Below are 23,604 nucleotides of genomic sequence, written 5' to 3' on the forward strand. Positions count from 1 at the left end.
CCCCCGAAGGAACGCCGCCATCTGAGTTGAGGAACTCTTTGCATTGCTGCTCCGAGCCCTTCGGGTCGCAGAAACGCACATAAACACCGAATCACTTCCGGGATTGTATGCAAGCGACAAGGATGATCCCCTATTCAGGGGGGGTAAGGTCAAACCCTTGGGTGGCATAAGGTAATCCAGCCGCTCTTTGGCGGGGTTCTCGACAGGCTCGACATGCCGTGTTCGCTGCCATAGGCGCAAAGCCATGCTGTTCCGCCTGATCAAGCCTGCAATCTTCGCTCTCGATTCGGAAACTGGGCACCGCCTCGCGCTGCGCGCACTGGCCGCGCTGCCATCGCGTGCGCCTGTCGCAGCAGGGCCGCTGGCGGTGGAGGTGGCGGGGCTGACCTTCCCCAATCCGGTCGGGGTGGCCGCCGGCTTCGACAAGGATGCCGAGGTGCCTGATGCGCTGCTTGGCCTTGGCTTCGGCTTTACCGAAGTCGGTTCGATCACCCCCTTGCCTCAGGCGGGCAATCCCAGGCCGCGGCTGTTCCGCCTGGTCGAGGACGAGGCCGTCATCAACCGCATGGGGTTCAATAATGGTGGAGCCGACGCTGCGCTGGCGCGGCTGCGGGTGCGCAAGGGGCGTCCGGGCATCGTCGGGGTCAATATCGGTGCCAACAAGGATTCCGACGATCGTATCGCCGACTACGCTGTGATGGCCCGGAAGATGGCACCGTTTTCGAGCTATCTTTGCGTCAATGTGTCCTCGCCCAATACGCCGGGCCTGCGCGCCTTGCAGGATGAAGGTGCGTTGACCGCTCTGATCGACGCCGTGATCGCCGCCCGCGATGAGGCGGTGCGGGCTGCCCCGCCACCGGTATTCCTCAAGGTCGCCCCTGATCTCGAGCCCGCCGACATCGATGCCATTGCCCGGATTGCGATGGACAAGCAGCTAGGCGCGCTGGTGGTGTCGAACACCACGATCAGCCGCCCGGCGCTGCGTTCGCACCATGCGGGCGAGACAGGCGGGCTGTCGGGCGCGCCCTTGCGTCAGCTGGCCACCCAGCGCCTGCGCGATTTCCGCAAGGCTACCGGCGGCGCGCTGCCATTGGTCGGGGTGGGCGGGATCGCCAACGCCGAACACGCGTGGGAGCGCATCCGTGCCGGCGCTAGTCTGGTGCAGCTTTATTCCGCGATGGTCTATGAAGGCCCCGGTCTTGGCGCGCGGATCGCGCGGGGGCTTGAGGCGCTGATGAAGCGCGATGGCTTCGCGAGCATTGCCGAAGCGGTGGGAAGCGAATAGCACCTGCCCGATGCGTATTCTTGCTGCTCTGATCGCCCCGCTGGCGCTGGCCCTTTCAGGCTGTGCCGTCACGACCCAGAATGTCGCCCTCGAAGGCGTGGAGGACATCCGCTTCACTGGCAGCGGCGCGGTCAGCAGCGCCGATCCGCGCGCGACGGCGGCAGGCGAGACGATCCTTGCCCAGGGTGGCTCGGCGGTCGATGCGGCGATTGCGGTGATGCTGGCGTTGACCGTGGTCGAGCCGCAGAGCTCCGGCATCGGCGGCGGCGGGTTCATGCTGCGTGCCGATGCGGATGACGGCTCGCTGATCACCTATGACGGGCGCGAGACGGCCCCTGCCGCTGCCACGCCGAACCGCTTTCTTGATGCCGGGGGCAAGATCCTCCCCCGCGAAACGCGCGTCTTTTCGGGTCTCAGCGTCGGGGTGCCGGGCAACATCGCGCTCGCCGCCAAGGCGCATGGCGAACATGGCAGGCTGCCCTGGGCCAAGCTGTTCGAGCCCGCGATCGCGCTCGCTGAGGATGGCTTCGTGATGAACAGGAGGCTGTTTGAATCCTTGAAGGGCAACAAGGGCCGGGCGGACAAGAGCGCGGTGGCCAAGGCGGTATTCTTCGGTGCGGACGGTGAGCCGCTGCCGCTTGGCACCACGATCCGGGTGCCTGAACTTGCCGCCACGTTCCGCACCCTCGCCGCCGAAGGGCCTGAGGCGATGTATGGCAGCGTCGCAGCCGCTGCACTTGCCGCCTACGTGGCGGGCGAGACCCCGCAGGACGGGCGCATGACCGCCGATGATGTCACCGCCTATACCGCCAGGGAACGCGCGCCGGTCTGCGTGCGCTACCGGGTGTACAAGGTCTGCGGCATGGGGCCGCCGTCTTCGGGCGGGGTCGCGGTGGCGCAGATGCTCGGCCAGCTTGAGCGGTTCGATCTCGCTGCGCTCGGCCCTGACAGCCCGCAGTTCTGGCATCTGTTCATCGAAAGCCAGCGCCTCGCCTATGCCGACCGCGAGATGTATTCGGGCGATGCCGATTTCGTCGCGGTGCCGGTCGCCGGGATGGTCGATCCGGGATACCTCGCCCAGCGTTCGGCGCTGATTTCGCCCCATAGCGCTATCGCCAAGCCCGAGGCGGGTGTGCCGCCCGGCGCGCCGCTTGCACGCGGGGACGGGCCGGAGGAACCGGAGAACGGCACCACCCATTTTGCGGTCGTCGACGGGCGCGGCAATGCCGTCAGCTACACCTCGACCATCGAGGGCGCGTTCGGATCGGGGCTCTACTGGCGCGGGTTCTATCTCAACAACGAACTCACCGACTTCACCCTGACGCCCGAGGCTGACGGCAAGCCGGTCGCCAACCGGGTCGAGGGCGGCAAGCGCCCGCGTTCCTCGATGGCGCCGACTGTGGTTTATGACGCGCAAGGACGGATCGTGCTGGTAATCGGCGCAGCCGGAGGCCCGACCATTCCCGTTACCGTCACCCGTGCGATCATCGGCGTGCTCGATTTCGGCCTCGGTGCGCAGGACGCGCTGGCGCTGCCCTTCGCGATGGCGTTCGGCGACACCCTGCTGATCGAGGAGGGCAGCGCGCTCGAGATCATGAAGGACGAACTTACCGCGCGCGGCCACAAGTCCATCCGCATCGCGCCTGCGCCGATCAAGGCCAACGCGCTGGGGCGCCGGGCTGACGGCAGCTGGGAGGTGGCCACCGAGCCGCGCCTTGCCAGCGTTGTGACACCCTGACAGCAGCGCGCTGCGAGGACAGCCGCATCCGGACGCTTGCCGCTACGGTTTTCCGCCTCTAATCTGCCCGGCGCACGCGGGTCGCCGAAGAACCCCGCGAACCATAATCTCGAAGGGATCAGGAGCCTTTGCCAGTGCATTCCCCCACCGTGCCTTACGCTGCCCGCGCGGTCGTGAACCCCGCGGACCATCCGCTGTTGCAGGACATTGACCGCGCACAGAACCTCGTCGAGCTGTTCCTGATGCGCGCCGATGAGAAGGGCGACGCGCCCTTCCTCGGCCACAAGGAAGGCGGGCAATGGGTGACGCAGTCCTGGCGCTCGGCGGCTGAGCAGGTGTGCCTGCTGGCCGAGGCGCTGCGCGGCATGGGGCTGGAAGATGGCGACCGGGTTGCGCTGGTCAGCGAAAACCGCCCCGAATGGTGCATCGCCGACCTCGCGATCATGGCCGCCGGGTGCATCACCGTGCCGACCTACACCACCAACACCCGCCGCGATCATGCCCACATCCTCGACAATTCGGGCGCGCGGGCGGTGTTCGTCTCCAACGAGAAGCTGCTCGCCCCCGTGGTCGGCGCGATCGGGCAGACGGGTCTGGTCGAGCACGTGATCGGGATCGATGACCTCCACCGGAAACAATCGGGCAGCTTCGAATATCACGACTGGAAGGCGCTGATCTCCGGCGATGCCGCCGCCGCGCGCGCGGCGGTGGACGAACGGATCGCGCGCATCGAACGCTCCGAAACCGCTTGCCTCATCTACACCAGCGGCACCGGCGGCGCGCCGCGCGGCGTGATGCAGCACCACGGCGCAATCCTGTGCAATGTCTCGGGCGCGGCCGAAGTGCTGATCGAGGATTTCGGGATCAAGGACGAACGCTTCCTGTCGTTCCTGCCGCTCTCCCACGCTTACGAACATTCAGGCGGGCAGTATCTCCCCATCGGGGTGGGGGCGGAGATCTTCTATTCCGAGGGCCTCGAAAAGCTCGCCAGCAATATCGAGGAAACCCGCCCCACCATCATGGTCGTCGTCCCGCGCCTGTTCGAAGTGCTGCGCACCCGCATCATGAAGCAGGTCGAAAAGCAGGGCAAAGTCGCCAACTTCATGATGGATAGCGCGCTCAAGATCGCCGAGCATTCGAAGGAAGGCAAAAAACGCCTGCGCGACCGGCCGCTGGACTTCCTCGTCGAGAAGACCCTGCGCCCCAAGATCCGCCAGAAGTTCGGCGGGCGGATCAAGGCGATGGTTTCGGGCGGCGCGCCGCTCAATCCCGAAGTCGGCAATTTCTTCGACGCGATGGGGCTGACCATGCTGCAAGGCTATGGCCAGACAGAGGCCGGGCCGGTGATCAGCTGCAACCGCCCCAAGGTGGGCCTCAAGATGGATACGGTCGGCCCGGCGCTCAGGGGCGTCGAGGTGAAAATCGCCGAGGACGGCGAAATCCTCGTGCGCGGCGAGCTGGTGATGCACGGCTACTGGCGCAACGAGGCCGAGACGGCGCGCACGCTGAAAGAGGGCTGGCTCCACACCGGTGACATCGGGCATCTCGACCACAAGGGCCGGATCGTCATCACCGACCGCAAGAAGGACATGATCGTCAACGACAAGGGCGACAATATCGCGCCCCAGAAGGTTGAGGGCATGCTGACGCTCCAGCCCGAAATCGCGCAGGCGATGGTGAGCGGCGACAAGCGGCCCTATGTCGTGGGCCTGATCGTGCCGGACGCCGAGTGGGCGCTCGAATGGGCGAGGGCCAATGGCGAGAAGTTCGATCTCAAGGCGCTGCAGGACTTGCCCGCCTTCAGGAACGCGGTGCGCGCCGCGGTTGATCGCACCAACGCCGATCTGTCAGTGATCGAGAAGGTGAGGCAGTTCGCCTTCGCGGACGAGGCCTTCACCATCGAGAACGAGGAAATGACGCCAAGCATGAAGATCCGCCGCCACAAGATCCGCGAGCGGTATCAGGAGCGGATCGACGGGCTTTATCGGGGCTAGGACTTATCCGCCTCCCCTCCGTCACCCCGGACCTGATCCGGGGTTCGGCTTCTTCAGTTCCGTCAGCGCCGTGTTGTTCTGCAACAGGTTGCGGATTTGATCCGCGATCGAACGCCCGTCGTTGTTCGCGACCCTAAGCAATTCACGACATTCCTCTTCGGTCCAAAGCTTGTCCGGTGTCACGTCGTACCGGTCGAGGGGCAAGTGGCGTGTAATTATGAACCGATTGCCGGCACTGTCATGCACGACCAAGATTGATGCATGGGCAAGCAGATGACGTAACGGCCGGAATCAGCGCCAACGCTCGATCCGCTTGAGCAAAGTTTGGCATCTCTTGTCGCTGCTTCGTGCCAGTATGCCGCAAAGATTCTGCAGGTTCGACAGCGGGCCTTTCTCGACTGGCAATTCGAGCGCGATGCACAATTGCCCGATTGCACGCTCTGCTGTCGCAAAATGCGCAAGTACCCGGCCAAGCCAATCGAACGGCTCAATCGGCATTGGACCTGCGGGGGCTAAGGTTACCGGAAGTTGCTCAGACATAAGTCCTTTTTTAGAGACAAGCCCTTAAGCCTTCGTCACCGCCTCAAGCCGCCTCGAAATCATCGACATATTCGGGAGAGAACCCCGGCTCGCACTCTGACCCGCCGGGCGCGGTGGCGGCAGTTCCCATTAGGATTGCAGCAGCGGCTTGATGCCTTGCGCGCCGACCCCGGCGTTAACCTGATCGAGAAGTCTGTCTGTCATTGGAACGGGACGAACTCAAGGCTCCCGCCGCTGCCACGCATGCCTATGATGGGTAACGGCGGTTCCTCACGAGCACGCCGGGTGATGACGGGGCAGATTGGCATGAATGCGCTCAAGGTTTCCAACGATACATCCGCGTTTGAGGTGCCTGCGGCTCTTGATGAACGGGGCCGGCTGACGGCGCAATGCGTCCGGCAGGCTCTGGCGATGATGGACACCCACGGCTTGGTGATCCTGACCGGCCTGCTGTCCGACGAGGAAGCCGACCTCGGCCTTGCGCTGATCCGCCAGACCATCGCCGACCCCGATCGCAACCACTGCACCTTCGCCAGCGAGACCGATAATCGCTACGTCCGGCGCGATTTCTGCTCGTTGCCCGCGACCCCGGCGGTCACCAGTTTTGCCGGAATGTTCTGCAAGCGGCTCGAAGGGATCTATGCGGAGTATTGCGGCCGGTCGCGCTCGCTGCTCGAAGTCATCACGCTGACCAGCTATCGCGGCTCGTCGCATCAATATATCCACCGCGATCCGATGGGGGTGATCAGCCTGCTGGCAGCGGTGGAGGATGTCTCCGACCAGCAGGGCGGGACGGTGTTCGTCCCCGGCACCCATATGTATGCCGGGGCGGAAAACCGGCATGGCGGTCAGGCCTATGCCCTGATGGAGCTGTTCCGCATCAGGAGCAATTTCCGGATTTTCCTGCACAATCTGCAGAAGCTGATGGTCATGCGCAAAAGCGCCGAAGCGCCGCTGGCGCCGGGGGAATTCCGGGACCGGGTGTTTTCGACCAAGTGGGATCAGCACCAGCCCAACCTGCTGCGCTTCGTGCTGGGCAAGAATGCGCAGTTCAGCCTGCGCCACCTTGGCCCGCGCAATCTGTGGAAGCTCTACCGACAGGGCAAGGCGCTCGACCAGACGTTCCGACTGGTCCAGACTGCGCCGCGCAAGGGCAGCGTCATCCTCTATCGCAGCGATCTGCTCCATGCCGGGCCGGACAACCGCTCACCCCAACCCCGGCGCTTCTTCGGAATGAGCATCGCGCGGGACATGATCGAGACAAAGTACTGGCACGACGGCTATTCGCCCGACCCGACGCTCACCGCCAATCCGCTGACCTTGGGTGATCTGCTGGCGGCATCGCCTGCGCCCGTCGCGCAGCAGCCCGAACGTCAGCGCGAGCACGAACCGGCGGAGTAATTCCGCCGGCGCGTCCTGCGCCTCAATACATGTGCTGACCGCCGTTGATGCTCATGGTCGAGCCGGTCATGAAGCCGCCGTTCTCGGAGGTGAGGAACGCGACGCCGCGGGCGATTTCCTCGGCCATGCCGAGGCGGCCGACCGGGATCTTGGCGACGATCTTTTCCAGCACCGGGGCAGGCACGGCGGCGACCATGTCGGTGTCGATATAGCCCGGCGCGATGGCGTTCACGGTCACCCCGAACTTCGCGCCTTCCTGCGCCAGCGCCTTGGTGAAACCGTGGATGCCGGACTTGGCAGCAGCGTAATTGACCTGGCCGTATTGCCCCGCCTGCCCGTTGATCGAACCGATATTGACGATCCGCCCCCACCCGCGCTCGCGCATGCCGGGGAAGGTCGCCTTGGCCATGTTGAAGCACCCGCCGAGGTTGATGCGCAGCACCTCGTTCCAGTCCTCGAAGCTCATCTTGTGGAGCGTGCCGTCACGGGTGATCCCGGCATTGTTCACCACGATGTCGATGGGGCCGAACTCTGCCTCGACTGCGGCGCAGCCTGCCAGGCACGCCTCGTGATCGCCGACGTCCCAGCGCCTGGCGGGGATGCCGGTCGCTTCGGTGAAGGCCTTCGCCTTTTCGTCATTGCCGGCATAGTTGGCGATCACGGTATGGCCCTGCCGCTGGAGTCGTTTGCAGATCGCCTCCCCGATTCCGCGCGTTCCCCCGGTGACGATGGCAACCCGGCCCATGGCATTCCCCCTTTTTCAAACGACTGTGTAAGGCCTTGCAATCTAGCGATGCCGTAGGGTCAGGGAAAGCGGCGAATAGCTATGCTTTGGGCCCATGCGCGCCCGCTCGGCAAGGCGGGGTCTGGCGGGCGTCAAAGGGGAGCAAAGGGGAGGCAAGAGCCGGTCAAGCGCGCGCAAGACCGGAGCAAGCGCGGCCAAGAATACCCCTGAAAATCAAGAAATTACAGCAATTTCAGGAATTTAGCAGAGATCAGAACTTGATCTGCGTGCCGACATAGACCGCCTGGCTGTCCTTGACCGAGTTGGTCAGCGGATCAAGCCGTTCGCGCTCCTGCGAATAGCGCACGCCCGCCATCACATCGAGATTGGGCGAAAGCCGGAAGCTGCCGCCCACGCCCACCGTCTGCGCGCCGATGGAATCGAGCGTATTGGGCGAGCGTCCGGCGATTTCGCGATCTTCAAGCTCGATGCGGGGCTGCAGGCGGCTCGGCTTGTCATTGTCGCGCGGCTGCGAAAGCTTGAACTGCGCCAGATCAGGCATCGCAACATTGCTGTTGACCTTGGCCGACAGATCGACGGTGCGCGTGAAGCTCTGATAGCCGATTGCTGATCCGAGCTGGAACCGGCTCGCTTCGATCCCGATGGGAGCGATGCCGCGGCCCGGAAGCGCCTCGATCGACTTGCGCACGGAAATCGCCCGCGCCGAATCATCATCGACCCGGACAGCCACCGTCACCGTACGATTGCCGGACACCGGCGGGGCGCTGGCCGGGGTGAAGCGCAACCCGCGCGCCCGGGCCTTGTCGGCAACGCGCGCAGCAAGCGCAGGATCGACAGAGGCCGGGGTGAACATCCCGAGACCGACGGCATCGAGCGAGGCAGCAGCCCGTGCCGGAACCTTCGCGCCAGCCAGCGCCAGCCCGGCGCTCGGCAAGGCCAGCGTCAGCGCACCGCACAGCGCAACGAACGGCAGCGAACGCTGCGTCCTTGCTGTCCTGTCCGACCGTGCCGCCATTGCCCTGTTCGTTTCCCTGTCAATTCTTGTCCGGACTATCCAGCCAAGCATACCGAACCTTAACCACGCCTGAGTCGTGGCCTGAGTCGGTAATTGTGTACAATTGCTGTGATAGGCGCGGCACGCCAGCTTGCAATGACTCTGCCGCAGCCCAGCCGGATTCTCGCGCTACCTGTGGCACCATGCACACAGAATCCCGCGAGTCGTGCCAAATTCAGCCACCATAAAGCTCTCGGCCTGTCTTCCTGCGCGCATCCAGCCTGCAAACCTCGCGGATGATGCTTGCCGCGTGGGTGCTGGCAGTTATAGGGGGCATGACAGCGTCCCCGCTTAATGATGATGAGGATGAACCGGCAGTGACACGCGCCCAATCCGCCACCTTCCGTCCGGCGATTCGCCGCTTTTCCGCAGCCGCGCTGCTGGGTGTCGCGGGGCTTGCTCTGGCGGCGTGCGGCGGCGGGGATCGCCCGCGAACCGAATTGGCGGCGGCGCAGATCAACACCATCGGCGTTAACGCCTATCTGTGGCGCGCGGCGCTGGAGACGGTGAGCTTTGCCCCGCTGCTGCAGGCGGACAGCGCAGGCGGCGTGATCGTCACCGATTGGTACGCCAACCCCGCCAACCCCAATGAGCGTGTGAAGGTGACTGTCACGATCCTCGATCAGGATCTGCGCGCCGATGCCCTGCGGGTGGCCGCCAGCCGTCAGGTCAACGAGGCCGGCAACTGGGTTGAAGCCCCGGTGCAGGCGGCAACCGTGCAGAAGCTCGAGGACATTATTCTCACCAAGGCCCGTGATCTGCGTCGCCAGGCGCTCCAATCCTGAGTTTTCCGCCCTTCCACGGATAGGCCCCAATGACTGATACCCGATTCGATCCGTCCGTCGCTGACGGGCGCTGGCAGGCTGCGTGGGCCGAGGCGGGGACGTTTACCGCCGACAGCGATAGCCCCAAGCCCAAGAGCTACATCCTCGAGATGTTCCCCTATCCTTCGGGGCGCATCCACATGGGCCATGTGCGCAACTACACGATGGGCGATGTGCTGGCACGCTACCAGAAGATGCGCGGGTTCGAAGTGCTGCACCCGATGGGCTGGGACGCCTTCGGGATGCCGGCCGAAAACGCCGCGATGGAAAAGGGCGTGCATCCGGGTGGGTGGACGCGCCAGAACATCGCCCAGATGAAGGCGCAGTTGCAGCGCATCGGCTTCGCGCTCGACTGGACGCGCGAATTCGCCACCTGCGATCCCGAATATTACGGCCACGAACAGGCGCTGTTCCTCGACCTGTATGAGGCTGGGCTGGTCTATCGCAAGGAATCGACCGTCAACTGGGACCCGGTTGACATGACCGTGCTCGCCAACGAGCAGGTGATCGACGGCAAGGGCTGGCGCAGCGGCGCGGAGGTCGAGAAGCGCAAGCTGAACCAGTGGTTCCTCAAGATCACCGACTTTGCCGATGATCTGCTGGAGGGCTTGGGCAGCCTTGAGGACTGGCCCGAAAAGGTGCGCCTGATGCAGGAGAACTGGATCGGCAAGTCGCAGGGGCTGGAGTTCAGCTTCGATCTTTCTGACGGTGGGAAGCTGGCCGTCTATTCGACCCGCCCCGACACGATCTTCGGCGCGAGCTTCTGCGCCATCGCCGCCGATCACCCGATTGCCCAAGGTCTGGCGGGCGACGCGCAAGTCGCGGCCTTCATCGACCAGTGCAAGAAGGGAGCGACCACAGCGGCCGCGCTCGAAACGGCTGAAAAGCTGGGGTATCGCACACCGATCACCGCCAAGCACCCGTTCACCGGCGCCGACCTGCCGGTGTTCATCGCCAATTTCGTGCTGATGGAATACGGCACCGGCGCGGTGATGGGCGTGCCGGGGCATGACCAGCGCGACTTCGAATTCGCCACGAAATACGAACTGCCGATCCTGCGCGTGGTCGCTTCCGATCCCGCGAAGGCCGACGAGCCCTTCAAGGGCGAGGCCGAGGCGGGTGACGGGGTGATCGTCAACTCCGACTTCCTCAACGGCATGAGCGTCGAAGACGCCAAGCATGCCGTCATCGCCCGCGCCGAAAGCGGCGGCTGGGGCACGGGCAAGACCGTGTGGCGGCTGCGCGACTGGGGCGTGAGCCGCCAGCGCTATTGGGGCACGCCGATCCCGATCATCCACAGCCCCGATCACGGGCCGGTGCCGGTGCCGCGCGATCAGCTGCCTGTGGTGCTGCCCGAGGACATCGACTTCAGCGAACCGGGCAACCCGCTCGACCGTCACCCGACCTGGAAGCACACCACCTGCCCGATCAGCGGCAAGCCGGCACTGCGCGAGACCGATACGCTCGATACGTTTGTGGACTCCTCGTGGTACTTCCTGCGCTTCGCCAGCCAGCCCGCCGACCGGCCCTTCGACCCGGAAGAGGTCGCCAAGTGGATGCCTGTGCAGCACTATATCGGTGGCATCGAGCATGCGATTCTGCACCTGCTCTATGCGCGGTTCTGGACGCGGGCGCTGGCGCATATCGGCAAGATCGACGTGCAGGAGCCGTTTGCCGCGCTGTTCACGCAAGGCATGGTGACGCACGAGACCTATAGCCGCATCGACGAGGGCCGCGGGGTTCCGGTGTTCTTCGGCCCCGAGGAGGTCGAGCGCACCTCGGATGGCGCGACGCTGCTCGCCGATGGCGAACCGGTCGAAGTCGGCCGCGTCATCAAGATGTCGAAGTCGAAGAAGAACGTCGTCGACCCGGATGCGATCATCGCCCGCCACGGCGCGGATGCGGTGCGGTGGTTCATGCTGTCGGACTCGCCGCCGGAACGCGATCTACCGTGGTCGGATGCCGGGATCGAAGGCTGTGCGCGTTTCGTCCAGCGCTTGTGGCGGTTGTTCAGCGCCTATGATGCGGGCGCAACGGGCGAGGACAAGAGCCTCGAGCGCAAGACCCACCAGACCATCGCTGCGGTGGCTGCCGACATTGAAGCGTTGGGCTTCAACAAGGCCGTGGCGCGCATTTACGAGCTGACCGGCGCTGTCGAAAAGTCCGCGCCTTCGGCCAGCCGTTCGGCTGCGATCAAGGCGCTGGTGCATCTCGCCGCGCCGATGATGCCGCACCTTGCCGAAGAGGCGTGGGCGAAGATCGGTGAAGGCCTGATTGCCGACGCCGCATGGCCCGCTGTCGATCCCGCCCTGCTGGTCGATGACGAGGTCACCATCGCGATCCAGCACATGGGCAAGCTGCGCGACACCGTGACCGCGCCCAAGGGTGCCAGCAAGGACGCGCTTGAGGCGCTGGCGCTGGCGTCGGCCAATCTGCAACGCTCGGTCGATGGCGCGGCGATCCGCAAGATCATTGTCGTGCCCGACAGATTGGTGAATATCGTCACCTGATGCGCATGATCCTCGCCCTGCTTGCCCCTCTGGCCCTTGCCGCCTGCGGCCTCTCGCCGATGTACGCGGGCGGGACGAGCGCGGGGGTGGCGCAGGGGATCGCGGCGGTCGACATCCCGGCGATCCAGGGGCGCGGCGGCTGGCTGGTCAAGAACGCGCTGGAGGCCCGGCTGGGCGTAGCGGGCCAGACCACCCCGCAATACCGGCTCGATGTGCGGCTCGACGATTCGCTGGAGGCGCTCGGCGTGCTCAATGACGACACCATCAGCCGCGAACGCCGCATCCTGCGCGCGCGGTATCAGTTGGTCGATCTGGCGACGGGTTCGATCCTGCTTGATGCCACCGCCGGATCAGATGCCGGGATCGACGTGGTGAGCAGCGAATATGCCACCATCGCCGCCGAGCAGAAGGCGCTGGAAAACCTCGCGCTCGAAGTGGCCGACCGGATGGCGACGCAGGTCGCGGTGACGCTGCGCAACCGCGCGGCAGCAGGCCAGTGAAGGCCAAGAACAGCGATTTCGTGCGCGGACTGCCGCCCGGCGCGACCGCCTGCCGCATCTTCTTCTTCTGCGGCCCGGACGAAGCCGGTGCCAGTGCCGCCGCCGCCCGCTTGGCCGCTGCCCTGCCCGATGCAGGCGACCGGGTCGAACTGGCGGGCGCCGACCTGAAGCGCGATCCTGCCCTGCTGGGCGACGAGGCACGCTCAACTTCGCTGTTCGGAGGTTCGCGCCACATCTGGGTGCGCGCCAGCGGCGATGAAGCCCACGATGCGCTCGAAACCCTGATCGCCACGGGAGAGGCGGGGGCGGGCGAGGCTGCGCCGGTGATCGTCGTCGCAACCTCCGCCACCGACAAGTCGCGCACCGCCAAGCTGCTGGAAAAGCGCAAGGACGCGCTGGTGGCGATGTTCCACCCGCCTGATCTTTCCGCCGTGGCGCAGTCCGTGCGGGCGATGGCCGATGCCGCAGGTCTGCGGCTGGGCGGCGATCTGGCCGAGCGGATTGCCCGCGCCGCCGGGCTCGACGTGCGGCTCGCCCAGTCCGAAATCGACAAGCTCGCGCTCTATTGCGATGCCGATCCGCAAGCCCCCCGGCCCGCCACCCCGGAAGACCACGCCGCCATCGGCGCCGCGACCGAGGAAGACGGCTTTGCCCCGCTGGTCAATGCCGTGCTGGGGGGCGAGACCGGACGGATCGCGAATGAAGTGCGGCGGATGCGCGAGCTTGGGCTCAACCCGGTCGGCGTGGCGCTGGCGCTGGAACGGCGCGCGGCGCAACTGGCGCAGATCGCCGCCCATCTCGGCCCGGGAGGGCAATTCGACAGGATCGATAAGGGAGCGGAGATGCGGCTCGGTATCTTCTTCAAGGAGAAGCGGGATATCGGCAACCAGTACAAACGCTGGAGCCAGCCTGCATCGCGCGGCGCGCGTGAGACCCGGCTCGATCGCCTGATTCCCCGCCTGACCACGCTGCATCGCACCCTGCTCGCCAATAGTCAGGCCGCCGAGCTGCTGCTGGCGCAAGAGCTGACGGAAATTGCCCGTTTTGCCGCAAAGCGGTCATCCTAGAGCCGCCCGGAAGGGCCGAGTGGTTCTCATTATGTGACAAGCTGCATTTCGCAGTCGCACAATTTCCCCTTTTCTCTGTAACAAACCCTAGGTAGTTACCCTATGGGTCGCGCCTTGGGGGATTGTTCTGAGTGAACCGCGTCACGCCGAAACTGCTTGAAGCTGTCCGCCACGAAGCGGTCGACAGCAAGCTTGTCCCGTCGCTCGAGCGGCGGCGCCTGCGTGCCTATATCCTGATGCTGCTGACCGATGCGGCGCTGTTCAACATCGGCTTTGCGCTTGCCGGGCTGGTCTGGGAAGGCCGCTGGTGGGAACCGCGCACGATGCTGGCGGCGCAGGCGATGCTGCCGGCCTATTTCACCATTGCGCTGTACAATCGCACCTACAGCGTGCGCGCGCTGAGCGATTGGCTGTTCGCCGTTCGCAAGGCGCTGATCGCCATTCTGATTTCGGCTGCGCTGATCAATTTCGTGGCGTTCTACACCAAGTCGAATCAGGATTTCTCGCGCGCTTCGGTCACGCTTGGCCTGTTGTTCACGGCTGTCCTGCTCGCTTTCTTCCGACGCGTCATGGCCAGCGTGATCGCGCGGCGCTGGGGCGGGCGGGTCAAGAACCGTCTGGTGATCGACGATGGCGGATCGGATTTCCCGTTCGAGGGCGCCGCTTATATTAGCGCCGCTGATTACAACCTCGATCCCGGCAGCCATGATCCTTTCATGCTCGACCGGCTCGGCAAGCTGCTGCGCAATCAGGATCAGGTGGTGGTGAGCTGCCCGCGCGAACGGCGCGAGGACTGGGCTTTCCTGCTCAAGTCCGCGGGCGTCTATGGCGAGATCGTGAGCGAGCCGGCGCATAGCCTCGGTGCTGTCGGCGTGCATCGCTACGACGATCTTGACCGCACGACGTTGGTGGTTTCGACCGGGCCGCTGGGTCTGCGCGCCCGCATCCTGAAGCGGCTGTTCGATGTGGTGGTGGCAGGTGCGGCGCTGATTGCGCTCTCGCCGCTGCTGATCGCAGTGGCCATCGCGATCAAGCTGGAAGACGGCGGGCCGGTGCTGTTCGTGCAGCGCCGTCTGGGTCGTGGCAACCAGTTCTTCGACATGTTCAAGTTCCGCTCGATGCGTCACGACAAGCTCGATCACAATGGCGAGCGTTCGGCGGCGCGCGATGATGACCGGATCACCCGCATCGGTGCCTTCATCCGCCGCACCAGCATCGACGAACTACCGCAGATCATCAATGTGCTGAAGGGCGACATGTCGATTGTCGGCCCGCGCCCCCATGCGCTGGGGAGCCGCGCAAACAACAAGTATTTCTGGGATATCGATCGCAAGTACTGGCAGCGCCACTGCCTGAAGCCGGGGCTGACCGGGCTGGCGCAGGTGCGCGGCCATCGCGGTGCGACCGAGCTGGAGAAGGATCTGACCGACCGGCTCCAGTCCGATCTCGAATATATCGCGGGCTGGTCGCTGCGACGCGACATCGAAATCGTGCTGCGCACCGTGATGGTGCTGAAGCACGACAATGCTTACTGAGGCTTGTTGCGGTCCTGCGGGACAGTGAAGGTGCCTGTCACCCGGCCCTGACCTGTGGGTGAGGGGCTGGCGCTGCTGCTGGTGCCTGTCGCATTGCCGTCAACCGTCGACAGCCCGCTTTGCAGATCGATCACCAGTCGCCCGCCGTTCAGCGTGTCGGTGCCGCGGCGCAGGCGGACATTGCCCGCCATCGTGATGATGCGGCGGTTGAAATCGTAGATCGCATTGTCGCCGCTCGCGCGTTCGTCGCCGCGGGTGATGATGATGACCCCGCCGGTCGCGGTGATGCGCTGGATTTCCAGTTGGCCGTCGGCGTCGGTGAAGTTCACCAGCATCCGGTCAGACTGGACGCGAAGACCCGCCTGGGTGACGATCACCCCGCCCGAGGCAATGGCCTGATTGGCGCGGTCATCGAACACGAACTTGCCCGCGTCATAAGTCACTGGCGCGCGCGAATCATGGCTGGCAATGCCCTGAGCGGCGAGGTTCATCCCACCCCCGATCGCGGTGGTCAGCGCGAAGCCGCCAATGCCCCAGATCATGGCAAGCCGGACAAATGGGCGAGTGGCTTTGGCAGAGTTCATCGCGGCATCCTCAACTGGCCGGGAATCATGGTGAAGCGGGCATTGCCCTCAAGCGTCATGGTGCGTGCCGCAAGATCGGCGCGCATCGTGTCGGCAGAGAAGGTGCCGGCCGGCACCTCGCCGGAAACCCCGGCGTCGCCCCGCATGGTGCGCGCCCTGAGATCGACCGAGACCCCGCGAGCGATCATCGCATAGCCATCCGAAGCGTTGAGCCGCACCGCGCCGTCAACCGCGACGGTTTCGGCGTTGATATCATAGGTGCCGCCTTCCGCACTGAGCCGCGCGGGGCCTTCCGTCAGCAGCAATTGGGCGACCAGATCGCGCATCCGCACCAGTCCCTCCGCGCCCGAGCGTTGCACCGCCTCGCCCGCCAGCAGCGAGAAGGGGCGCCCCTGATCGTCTCGCCCGCGATACATCGCATTGTCGACCGAAAGCCGTTCGTCGATCAGCGCGACCTTGTTGCGATCAAGCAGGAAGCTGACCTCGCCCCGCGGTGACAGGGGTGTGATGATCATCAGCGCCGCGATCACGCCCACCCCCATCGGCAAGGCGCGGGCCAGAAAGCTCACCAGCTTGTCATGCGAGCCGCCGGGCGCAGCGAAGTGCTGCCGCCGCCCACGCAGGAGCCGCGCTTCACTGGTTTCGATGGTCGGTTCGGCGGGGGCCATGGCGGAGCGTGTGCCTCAGGCGTCCTTACATGTGGCTGAAGATGTCATTCTCGGCCCAGCCGGCGATGTCGAGCAGGGCGCGGGTAGGCAGGAAGGTGAAGCACGCCTGCGCCAGGTGCATCCGCCCTTCACGTTCCAGCCGCACCGTCAGTTCATCGCGCAGGCGGTGGAGGTAGCGCACATCGCTCGCGGCGTAATCGCGCTGCGCCTCGGACAGCACCGGCCCGCCCCAGTCGGAGGATTGCTGCTGCTTGGAGATGCTCTCGCCCAGCAGTTCCTCGACGAGGTTCTTGAGGCCGTGGCGGTCGGTGTAGGTGCGGGTCAGCTTGCTGGCGATCTTGGTGCAGAACACCGGCCCGGCCATGACGCCGAGATAGTGCTGGATCGCGGCGAGATCGAAGCGGGCGAAGTGGTAGATCTTCTGCCGCGCCGGATCGCCCAGCACCGCCTTGAGATTGGGCGCGTCATAGCTGCTGCCGGGGGCGAAGCGCACAAGGTGTTCGTCCCCGCTGCCATCGGAAAGCTGCACCACGCACAGCCGGTCACGCGCGGTGATCAGACCCATGGTTTCTGTATCGACCGCAATCGCTCCGGTGCCGGTGAGCACGCCTGCGGGGAGGTCTTCTTCGTGAAAATGCACTGCCATGCCGCTCGCCCTACGCCGATTGGGGAAAGAGGGGAAGGGCCGAGTGGCGCGCGGGTGCGCCCTGACCTAACCTTGCCCGATGTCAGAAGCCATTCCCCAAAGCTGGCGCCCGGTGCTGGAGCCGGTGCTCGCGACTCCCGAGGCGCGGAAGCTTGGCGGGTGGCTCAAGGCAGAAGAAGCGGCGGGCAAGCAGGTCTATCCTCCGCGCGGCACAAGGCTCGCTGCGCTGGCGCTGACCCCGCTGGAGGCGGTGCGTTGCGTCATCCTCGGCCAGGATCCCTACCATGGGCCGGGGCAGGCGCATGGGCTGGCCTTTTCGGTGCAGGCAGGGGTGAAGGTGCCGCCCTCGTTGGTCAACATCTACAAGGAGCTTGAGGCCGATCTTGGCCTGCCCCGCCCGCAAACCGGCGATCTGTCGCGCTGGGCGCAGCAGGGCGTGCTGCTGCTCAACAACACGCTGACGGTTGAGGCCGGGCAGGCCGGGAGCCATGCCGGGCGCGGCTGGGATGCGGTGACCGATGCCTGCGTGGCGGCCGTGGCGGCGAGCGCACTGCCAACGGTGTTCATCCTGTGGGGCTCTCATGCGAAGAAGAAGGCAAGCCGGGTGCCAGCCCTCTCCCGCGCGGGACACCATCTGGTGCTGACCTCAGCCCACCCCAGCCCGCTGTCAGCCCACAACGGCTTTTTCGGTTCCCGCCCCTTCAGCCAGACCAACGCCTTTCTGGAACAGGCCGGACGCGGGACAATCGACTGGCGCGTGTGACGACGGGGGGGAGGCGGCGCGCTATACCCGAACGGCCGCTTCTGGCGAAAATGTCGCGAAAGCTGCCTTTCGCCGCAGGGCTTCACCCGGCGTGGGCGGCGATCCAATCCTCCACCACCGGCGCGACCTTGGTGCGCCAGCGTGAGCCGTTGAAGATGCCGTAATGCCCGGCGCCTTCGGCCATGTAGTACCGCTTCTTCGCGTCGGGCAGGTTTGGCGTCAGCTTGAGCGCCGCGCGGGTCTGGCCGAGGCCTGAGATGTCGTCACGCTCGCCCTCGACTGCCAGCAATGCGGTGTCGGTGATCGCGGTGAGATCGACCACCTCGCCCTTGTGGCGGAACTCGCCCTTGGGAATCGAGTGCTTCTGGAACACCTCCTCCACCGTCTGGAGATAGAACTCCGCCGTCATGTCGCACACCGCGCGGTATTCGTCGTAGAAGGTCTTGGTCGCCTGCGCGCTGGCCTCGTCGCCGATGGTGAGATGCTTGAACATCTCGTAATGGCTCATCATGTGGCTGGAGAGGTTCATGCTCATGAACGCCGAAAGCTGCATGAAGCCAGGATAGACGCGCCGCCCGCTGCCGGGATACTTCATCGGGACGGTCGCGATCACCGACTGGCGGAACCATTCGATCGGACGTTGCATCGCCATGTTGTTGACGACCGTGGGGCATTCACGCGTGTCGATCGGGCCGCCCATCATGGTCAGGGTGGCGGGCGTTGCAGGTGACTTGTGGAGATTGAGCAGCGCGGTGGCGGCGAAGGCAGGCACCGAAGGCTGGCACACGGCCATCATGTGGATGCGCTGGCCGCCCGCCTCACCATAAACGTGCTCGGCGAAGTCCATCAGGTAGTCGATGTAATCGTCGAGATCGAACTTGCCTGCGCTGGCCGGCACCATCTTCGCATCGGCCCAGTCGGTGATGAACACCTCGGCGCTTTCCAGCATCCGCTCGACCGTGCCGCGCAGCAGGGTGGCGTAGTGGCCGCTCATCGGGGCAACGATCAGCAGGCGCGGGCGATCGGCGGGGGTGCCTTCGACCCGGAAGCGGACGAGATCGCCGAAGGGACGCGTCAGCACGGTTTCCTGCACCACCGCATGGGGCGCGCCGCCAATCTCCACGCTGTCGATGCCGAATTCGGGCTTGCCATAATGCGCCGTTGCATGGGCGAAGACGTCAAGCGCGCTCGCGGCAAGCGGGCCGAGCCCGGTGTAGCCAAAGGGATTTGCGGGGTTGGACAGCATCCCGGCGCTGATCGATGCGAGCGCGCTGGCGCTGTTCATCCAGCTGCGCTGAAGCTCATAGGCGTGATAAAGCATTGAATTACCTCAGGCGACGAACGATCTGGCGTCTTATCCCCTGACGCCTTGCCGTTACAGATGCGCCTTTGCCGGGCGTTGTGCAACGCACAATTGCATAAGTGGCAAAACCGGCAGCGCGGCGCGCCCCCGTTTTTTGCACGTGAAATTCGTGGGCCATGCGGCTAGAGCCCAGCCATCATGCACGGTGAACACCCCACGCGCGAACCTGACGTCGCGGCCGATGATGCGCCCGAAACGGCGGCAGCCACTCAGTCCGAGACTGCCGAGCCTGCGCCCCGGTCGCGCTCGCTCGCGCCTTTGCGGATGGTGTTTGGTGCAGCGGTGCAATACCCGCGCGAGATCGGGCTTGCCCTGCTGGCGCTGGTGATCACGTCAGCGGCGACGCTGGCGATCCCCTACCGCTTCAAGGTCATCATCGACGAGGCGTTTTCGGGCGCGGCGACCAGCGCGGATATCGGCCACGCGTTCCAGTATCTGCTGATGATCGTGGTGATCCTCGGCATCGGCACCGCGCTCCGGTTCTATTTCGTGAGCTGGCTGGGTGAACGGGTGGTGGCCGATATCCGCCTGATGGTGCAGCAGAACCTGCTGCGCCTTTCGCCCGGTTTCTACGAGGTCAACAGCCCCAAGGAAATCTCCAGCCGCATGACCAGCGACACGGCGATCATCGAAAACGTGGTCGGCACCACGGTCTCGGTCGCGCTGCGCAACACGCTGACGGCGGTGGGCGGGATCGGGCTGCTGATCTACCTCGCGCCTTCGCTGACGCTGGGTCTGCTGATCGGCATTCCGCTGGTGATTGCGCCGATTGTGTACTTCGGGCGCAAGATCCGCGCGGTCTCGCGCACCAGCCAGGATCGGATCGCGGACGTGGGCGCCTATGTCACCGAGGTGCTCTCGGCGATGAAGATCGTGCAAAGCTTCGGGCAAGAGCGCCGCGAGGGGGAACGCTTTGCAGGCGTGGTCGAAGGCACGTTTGAAACCGCGCGGCGGCGCATCATGCTGCGCGCGGCGATGACGTCGGTCGTGATCCTGCTGGTGTTCGGCGGAGTGGTGCTGGTGATGTGGCGCGGCGCACTGGCCGTGGCCGAAGGCGTGATCAGCGGCGGCACCATCGCCGCTTTCGTGCTGACCGGCGGGCTGGTGGCGGGCGCGCTGGGATCCCTTACCGAAGTCTATGGCGATTTGCTGCGCGGCGCTGGCGCGGCGAGCCGTCTGGCGGAACTGCTTGATGCCAAGCCCGAAATCGCAGCCCCGGCCCGGCCCGAACGCCTGCCTGAACCGGCGCGCGGCAGCCTGTCGTTCCGCAATGTCACCTTCCGCTATCCGGCCCGGCCCGAAGTGGCGGCCCTGCGCGACTTCACGCTCGAAATCGAGCCGGGCGAGACCATCGCCATTGTCGGGCCCTCGGGGGCGGGCAAATCGACGATCTTCCAACTGGTCGAGCGGTTCTATGACCCGCAGGCCGGTACCATCCGCCTTGACGGCGTGCCGCTGACCAGCGCCGATCCCGCCGATATCCGCGCGCGGCTTGCCCTGGTGCCGCAGGACGGGGTGCTGTTCAGCGCCAATGCCCGCGACAACCTGCGCTATGGCAAGTGGGACGCCACCGACGAAGAGATCTGGCAAGCTGCGCGAGCGGCCAATGCCGAAACCTTCCTGCGCGCCCTGCCGCAAGGGCTCGACACCTATCTGGGGGAGGGCGGAACGCAGCTTTCGGGCGGTCAGCAGCAGCGCGTTGCCATCGCCCGCGCTCTGCTGCGCGATGCGCCGATCCTGTTGCTTGATGAAGCGACCAGCGCGCTGGATGCGGAAAGCGAGCAATTGGTGCAGCAGGCATTGGAAGGGCTGATGCAGAACCGCACCACGCTGGTGATCGCACACCGGCTGGCCACGGTGCGCGCGGCTGACCGGATCGTGGTGCTGGACGAAGGCCGGATCGTCGAACAGGGCAGCCATGACGTGCTGACCAAGGCCGGGGGGCTCTATGCCCGCCTCGCCCGCCTGCAATTCGCTGCCGACGCCGCGTGAATTGAAGGTCGCGCCGAGCGCAGGTCGCAGATCTCTCGCCAACAAAATCGACGAATGGTGACCTGCGCCTGACAAAGCGCAACCCTTTGCGGTGCGCGACGTTAATGTGGCGCACCTCAGATTCTCAGGGACACGTATCTTCCATGATCAACAAAGCCGCAGCTCTGCTCGGTGCCAGCCTGTTTGCGCTGGCCACTCCCGCGCTTGCCGAAGACGCCGCCCATGCGCATGACGCCCACGCCCATGGTGAAGGCATTGACCTGCTGCTCGCCGAAGGTGAGGCTGGCCAGGCGTCCCCACTGCCGACCATCAGCTATGGCACCTGGGGTGTGGACCCGGCTTCGCTTGCCAGCGACATCAAGCCGGGCGATGATTTCTTCGCCTATGTCAACAAGCGCTGGATCGATGCCAACCCTCTGCCGCCCGAATTCAGCCGGCTCGGCGCGTTCAACCTGCTCGCCGAAAAGAGCACTGCGGACATCAAGGCGCTGATTGACGAACTGGCCACCAGGGACGCCGCCAGCCTGTCGGGCGATGAGCGCCGCATCCTCGATACCTACCGCTCGTTCCTGGATGTTGATGCGATTGAAGCGGCGGGCCTTGCCCCGGTGCAGCCGCATCTCGCCCGGGTGAAAGCCGCGCGCACGCTGGAAGATCTGGCGAAGCTGTGGGCCGAGCCGGTGTTCGCCAGCCCGCTCAGCGGCGGGGTCAGCATCGATGCCAAGCAGCCTGATCGCTATATCGCCGCAGTCGGCTTTGGCGGGCTGGGCATGCCTGACCGTGATTACTACCTCGATACCTCGGACAAGGGCCGGGCGTTGCAGGCCAAGTACAAGGCCTATCTCGCCTTCCTGCTGGCGGAAGCGGGTTATGACGATGCCGAGGTGCAGGCCGAGGCGGTCTATGCCTTCGAGGACACCATCGCCCGCAATGTCGCATGGGACCGCACCGTGCGCCGCAACCGCGATCTGACCTACAATCTGCTGACCGCCGAAGAACTGGTGGCGATCGGTGGCAAGGTGCCGGTCGCCGCGATGCTCGAAGACCTCGGGGTTGCCAACAGCCCCGGCTTCGTCGTCAGCCTGATGCCGCCCAGCGCCGAGAAGGTCGCCGAACTCAAGCTTGACGAGGCAACCCGCGCCAAGATCGGCTCCGGCCTTCCGGGGATGTTCGCGCTGCTGTCGGAAACCCCGGTCGAAACCCTCAAGGCGTGGGTGATCAAGGAATTCCTGTCAGATCATGCGGCGGTGCTGCCCAAGCGGTTCGACGATGCCAGCTTCGCATTCTTCGGCAAGGCCCTGCGCGGCACCCCCGAACAGCGTCCGCGCTGGAAGCGTGCCATCGGTGAGACTGAAGGCCTGCTCGGCGAGCTGATCGGCAAGGAATATGTCGCGCGCAATTTCCCGCCCGAAAACAAGGCGGCGATGGATGAGCTGGTGGCCAACCTGCGGCTCGCTCTGGCCGAATCGATCACCGAAATCACCTGGATGGGTGAGGCGACCAAGACCGAGGCCCGCGCCAAGCTCGCCAGTTTCGATCCCAAGATCGGTTATCGCCCCAATCTCGAAACCTATGAAGGTCTGGCCATCACGGCGGGCGATCCGGTGGCCAACCGTCTGGCCACCGCGCGCTGGCGCCGGGCGGACAACATCGCCAAGCTGGGCCAGCCGATCGACCGCACCGAATGGTCGATGCTGCCGCAGACGGTGAACGCCTATTACAACTCGGTGAAGAACGAGATCGTCTTCCCCGCGGGCATCCTCCAGCGCCCGTTCTTCGCGCTCGGCAACGACATTGCGGTGAATTACGGCGCGATCGGCGGGGTGATCGGCCATGAAATCGGCCACGGCTTTGACGATCAGGGCTCCAAGTCGGATTCCACCGGGATGCTGCGCAACTGGTGGAGCGATGCTGACCGTGCGGCTTTCGACAAGCTGGGTGATGCGCTGGTGGCGCAGTACAACGCCTTCTGCCCGCTCGACGAGGGCAAGACCTGCGTCAACGGCCGTCTGACGCTGGGCGAGAATATCGGCGATGTCGGCGGGCTTTCGATGGCCTACCGCGCCTACAAGATCGCGACCAAGGACAAGGACGTGCCGGTGATCGACGGGCTGACCGGCGACCAGCGCTTCTTCCTCGCTTGGGCGCAGGTGTGGCGTGCGTCGCAGCGGGAAGAAAACTACCGCACCCGCCTGCGCACCGACAGCCACAGCCCCGAGGAATACCGGGTCAACGGCGTCGTGCGGAACCTTGATGAATGGTACCTCGCATTCGGCGTGAAGCCGGGCGATGCGCTCTACCTGCCGCCGGAACAGCGCGTGCGCATCTGGTAAGTAAGGCCAAGGCCCGCTCCCCCGAAAGGAGCGGGCCTTTTGGTTTGACACCCCGCGCACAC

20 protein-coding genes are annotated in these 23,604 nt (G+C 65.2%); 12 read left to right on the forward strand and 8 right to left on the reverse strand.

The features are described 5' to 3' along the window. Positions 1–244: 244 nt before the first annotated feature. The 3 genes from CHX26_RS03125 (at position 245) to CHX26_RS03135 (ending at position 5,017) form a co-directional block, all read left to right on the forward strand. Positions 245–1,285 (forward strand): quinone-dependent dihydroorotate dehydrogenase, encoded by a 1,041-nt coding sequence (locus CHX26_RS03125; RefSeq protein ID WP_104941112.1) that lies wholly within the window; start codon positions 245–247, stop codon positions 1,283–1,285. Positions 1,286–1,295: 10 nt separating this feature from the next. After that, positions 1,296–3,023: a gamma-glutamyltransferase gene (ggt, locus tag CHX26_RS03130; RefSeq protein ID WP_104941113.1), complete on the forward strand. Its 1,728-nt coding sequence runs from the start codon at positions 1,296–1,298 to the stop codon at positions 3,021–3,023. A 242-nt stretch (positions 3,024–3,265) separates the two neighbouring features. Next, the gene (locus CHX26_RS03135; protein WP_104943222.1) at positions 3,266–5,017 is read left to right on the forward strand and encodes an AMP-dependent synthetase/ligase; all 1,752 of its coding nucleotides are present in this window, start codon (positions 3,266–3,268) and stop codon (positions 5,015–5,017) included. Between the two features lie 21 nt (positions 5,018–5,038). Here CHX26_RS03135 and CHX26_RS15555 read toward each other — a convergent pair whose 3' ends face one another. Further along, positions 5,039–5,221 (reverse strand): hypothetical protein, encoded by a 183-nt coding sequence (locus CHX26_RS15555; RefSeq protein ID WP_146107635.1) that lies wholly within the window; start codon positions 5,219–5,221, stop codon positions 5,039–5,041. Positions 5,222–5,308: 87 nt separating this feature from the next. Then, entirely contained in the window at positions 5,309–5,515 is a 207-nt protein-coding gene (locus CHX26_RS03140) for a hypothetical protein (protein WP_104941114.1), read from the reverse strand. Positions 5,516–5,845: 330 nt separating this feature from the next. On the opposite strand from CHX26_RS03140, the gene CHX26_RS03145 reads away from it, so the two are divergent. Next, positions 5,846–6,958 (forward strand): phytanoyl-CoA dioxygenase family protein, encoded by a 1,113-nt coding sequence (locus CHX26_RS03145; protein ID WP_172449663.1) that lies wholly within the window; start codon positions 5,846–5,848, stop codon positions 6,956–6,958. Between the two features lie 22 nt (positions 6,959–6,980). Here the strand turns inward: CHX26_RS03145 and phbB are convergent, their stop codons facing one another. Next, a complete protein-coding gene (gene phbB / locus CHX26_RS03150; protein WP_104941116.1) occupies positions 6,981–7,703 on the reverse strand; it encodes an acetoacetyl-CoA reductase in 723 nt (240 codons plus the stop codon). A 250-nt stretch (positions 7,704–7,953) separates the two neighbouring features. Beyond that, positions 7,954–8,718: a hypothetical protein gene (locus CHX26_RS03155; RefSeq protein WP_104941117.1), complete on the reverse strand. Its 765-nt coding sequence runs from the start codon at positions 8,716–8,718 to the stop codon at positions 7,954–7,956. A gap of 314 nt (positions 8,719–9,032) precedes the next feature. On the opposite strand from CHX26_RS03155, the gene CHX26_RS03160 reads away from it, so the two are divergent. The 5 genes from CHX26_RS03160 (at position 9,033) to CHX26_RS16030 (ending at position 15,193) form a co-directional block, all read left to right on the forward strand. Then, the gene (locus tag CHX26_RS03160) at positions 9,033–9,542 is read left to right on the forward strand and encodes a DUF3576 domain-containing protein (RefSeq protein WP_104941118.1); all 510 of its coding nucleotides are present in this window, start codon (positions 9,033–9,035) and stop codon (positions 9,540–9,542) included. Between the two features lie 29 nt (positions 9,543–9,571). After that, a complete protein-coding gene (leuS, locus tag CHX26_RS03165) occupies positions 9,572–12,091 on the forward strand; it encodes a leucine--tRNA ligase (RefSeq protein WP_104941119.1) in 2,520 nt (839 codons plus the stop codon). Next, complete coding sequence (lptE, locus tag CHX26_RS03170; protein ID WP_104941120.1) at positions 12,091–12,591, forward strand: LPS assembly lipoprotein LptE; 501 nt, start codon at positions 12,091–12,093, stop codon at positions 12,589–12,591. Before leuS ends, lptE begins: the two co-directional genes overlap by 1 nt. Then, on the forward strand, positions 12,588–13,658 hold the full coding sequence (gene holA, locus CHX26_RS03175; RefSeq protein ID WP_172449664.1) for a DNA polymerase III subunit delta: 1,071 nt from the start codon (positions 12,588–12,590) through the stop codon (positions 13,656–13,658). Before lptE ends, holA begins: the two co-directional genes overlap by 4 nt. Positions 13,659–13,789: 131 nt before the next feature. Further along, on the forward strand, positions 13,790–15,193 hold the full coding sequence (locus CHX26_RS16030; RefSeq protein WP_233997249.1) for a sugar transferase: 1,404 nt from the start codon (positions 13,790–13,792) through the stop codon (positions 15,191–15,193). On the opposite strand, the gene CHX26_RS03185 is transcribed toward CHX26_RS16030, so the two are convergent. Genes CHX26_RS03185 through CHX26_RS03195 form a run of 3 tightly spaced genes read right to left on the reverse strand, consistent with a single transcriptional unit; the run spans position 15,187 to position 17,091 of the window. Beyond that, positions 15,187–15,777 (reverse strand): LptA/OstA family protein, encoded by a 591-nt coding sequence (locus CHX26_RS03185; protein ID WP_104941121.1) that lies wholly within the window; start codon positions 15,775–15,777, stop codon positions 15,187–15,189. The two genes, CHX26_RS16030 and CHX26_RS03185, sit on opposite strands and share 7 nt — an antisense overlap. Continuing rightward, positions 15,774–16,445 (reverse strand): LPS export ABC transporter periplasmic protein LptC, encoded by a 672-nt coding sequence (gene lptC, locus CHX26_RS03190; RefSeq protein WP_104941122.1) that lies wholly within the window; start codon positions 16,443–16,445, stop codon positions 15,774–15,776. The genes CHX26_RS03185 and lptC overlap by 4 nt, the downstream gene beginning before the upstream one ends. 25 nt (positions 16,446–16,470) lie before the next feature. Next, on the reverse strand, positions 16,471–17,091 hold the full coding sequence (locus tag CHX26_RS03195) for a ribonuclease D (RefSeq protein WP_104941123.1): 621 nt from the start codon (positions 17,089–17,091) through the stop codon (positions 16,471–16,473). Between the two features lie 79 nt (positions 17,092–17,170). Here CHX26_RS03195 and ung point away from each other — a divergent pair, with 79 nt between their 5' ends. Further along, entirely contained in the window at positions 17,171–17,854 is a 684-nt protein-coding gene (gene ung, locus CHX26_RS03200; RefSeq protein ID WP_104941124.1) for a uracil-DNA glycosylase, read from the forward strand. A gap of 82 nt (positions 17,855–17,936) precedes the next feature. Here the strand turns inward: ung and CHX26_RS03205 are convergent, their stop codons facing one another. Beyond that, the gene (locus tag CHX26_RS03205) at positions 17,937–19,175 is read right to left on the reverse strand and encodes a polyhydroxyalkanoate depolymerase (RefSeq protein WP_104941125.1); all 1,239 of its coding nucleotides are present in this window, start codon (positions 19,173–19,175) and stop codon (positions 17,937–17,939) included. Between the two features lie 180 nt (positions 19,176–19,355). Between CHX26_RS03205 and CHX26_RS03210 the strand changes: the two genes are divergently transcribed. Further along, complete coding sequence (locus tag CHX26_RS03210) at positions 19,356–21,209, forward strand: ABC transporter transmembrane domain-containing protein (protein ID WP_104941126.1); 1,854 nt, start codon at positions 19,356–19,358, stop codon at positions 21,207–21,209. Between the two features lie 143 nt (positions 21,210–21,352). Beyond that, complete coding sequence (locus CHX26_RS03215; RefSeq protein ID WP_104941127.1) at positions 21,353–23,542, forward strand: M13 family metallopeptidase; 2,190 nt, start codon at positions 21,353–21,355, stop codon at positions 23,540–23,542. Positions 23,543–23,604: the final 62 nt, after the last annotated feature.

Source organism: Porphyrobacter sp. HT-58-2 (assembly GCF_002952215.1).
Lineage (GTDB): Bacteria > Pseudomonadota > Alphaproteobacteria > Sphingomonadales > Sphingomonadaceae > Erythrobacter.

What these genes read in the sequence shown, in the direction of transcription:
- phbB (WP_104941116.1), bottom strand. Translation starts at nt 7,703, where the DNA reads ATGGGCCGGGTTGCCATCGTCACCGGGGGAACGCGCGGAATCGGGGAG.
- ggt (WP_104941113.1), top strand. Translation starts at nt 1,296, where the DNA reads ATGCGTATTCTTGCTGCTCTGATCGCCCCGCTGGCGCTGGCCCTTTCA.
- CHX26_RS03135 (WP_104943222.1), top strand. Translation starts at nt 3,266, where the DNA reads ATGCGCGCCGATGAGAAGGGCGACGCGCCCTTCCTCGGCCACAAGGAA.
- CHX26_RS03125 (WP_104941112.1), top strand. Translation starts at nt 245, where the DNA reads ATGCTGTTCCGCCTGATCAAGCCTGCAATCTTCGCTCTCGATTCGGAA.
- CHX26_RS03205 (WP_104941125.1), bottom strand. Translation starts at nt 19,175, where the DNA reads ATGCTTTATCACGCCTATGAGCTTCAGCGCAGCTGGATGAACAGCGCC.
- CHX26_RS03160 (WP_104941118.1), top strand. Translation starts at nt 9,033, where the DNA reads ATGACAGCGTCCCCGCTTAATGATGATGAGGATGAACCGGCAGTGACA.
- ung (WP_104941124.1), top strand. Translation starts at nt 17,171, where the DNA reads ATGTCAGAAGCCATTCCCCAAAGCTGGCGCCCGGTGCTGGAGCCGGTG.
- CHX26_RS03145 (WP_172449663.1), top strand. Translation starts at nt 5,846, where the DNA reads ATGACGGGGCAGATTGGCATGAATGCGCTCAAGGTTTCCAACGATACA.
- leuS (WP_104941119.1), top strand. Translation starts at nt 9,572, where the DNA reads ATGACTGATACCCGATTCGATCCGTCCGTCGCTGACGGGCGCTGGCAG.
- lptC (WP_104941122.1), bottom strand. Translation starts at nt 16,445, where the DNA reads ATGGCCCCCGCCGAACCGACCATCGAAACCAGTGAAGCGCGGCTCCTG.
- CHX26_RS03215 (WP_104941127.1), top strand. Translation starts at nt 21,353, where the DNA reads ATGATCAACAAAGCCGCAGCTCTGCTCGGTGCCAGCCTGTTTGCGCTG.
- CHX26_RS03185 (WP_104941121.1), bottom strand. Translation starts at nt 15,777, where the DNA reads ATGAACTCTGCCAAAGCCACTCGCCCATTTGTCCGGCTTGCCATGATC.
- CHX26_RS03155 (WP_104941117.1), bottom strand. Translation starts at nt 8,718, where the DNA reads ATGGCGGCACGGTCGGACAGGACAGCAAGGACGCAGCGTTCGCTGCCG.
- CHX26_RS03210 (WP_104941126.1), top strand. Translation starts at nt 19,356, where the DNA reads ATGCACGGTGAACACCCCACGCGCGAACCTGACGTCGCGGCCGATGAT.
- CHX26_RS03195 (WP_104941123.1), bottom strand. Translation starts at nt 17,091, where the DNA reads ATGGCAGTGCATTTTCACGAAGAAGACCTCCCCGCAGGCGTGCTCACC.
- lptE (WP_104941120.1), top strand. Translation starts at nt 12,091, where the DNA reads ATGCGCATGATCCTCGCCCTGCTTGCCCCTCTGGCCCTTGCCGCCTGC.
- CHX26_RS03140 (WP_104941114.1), bottom strand. Translation starts at nt 5,515, where the DNA reads ATGCCGATTGAGCCGTTCGATTGGCTTGGCCGGGTACTTGCGCATTTT.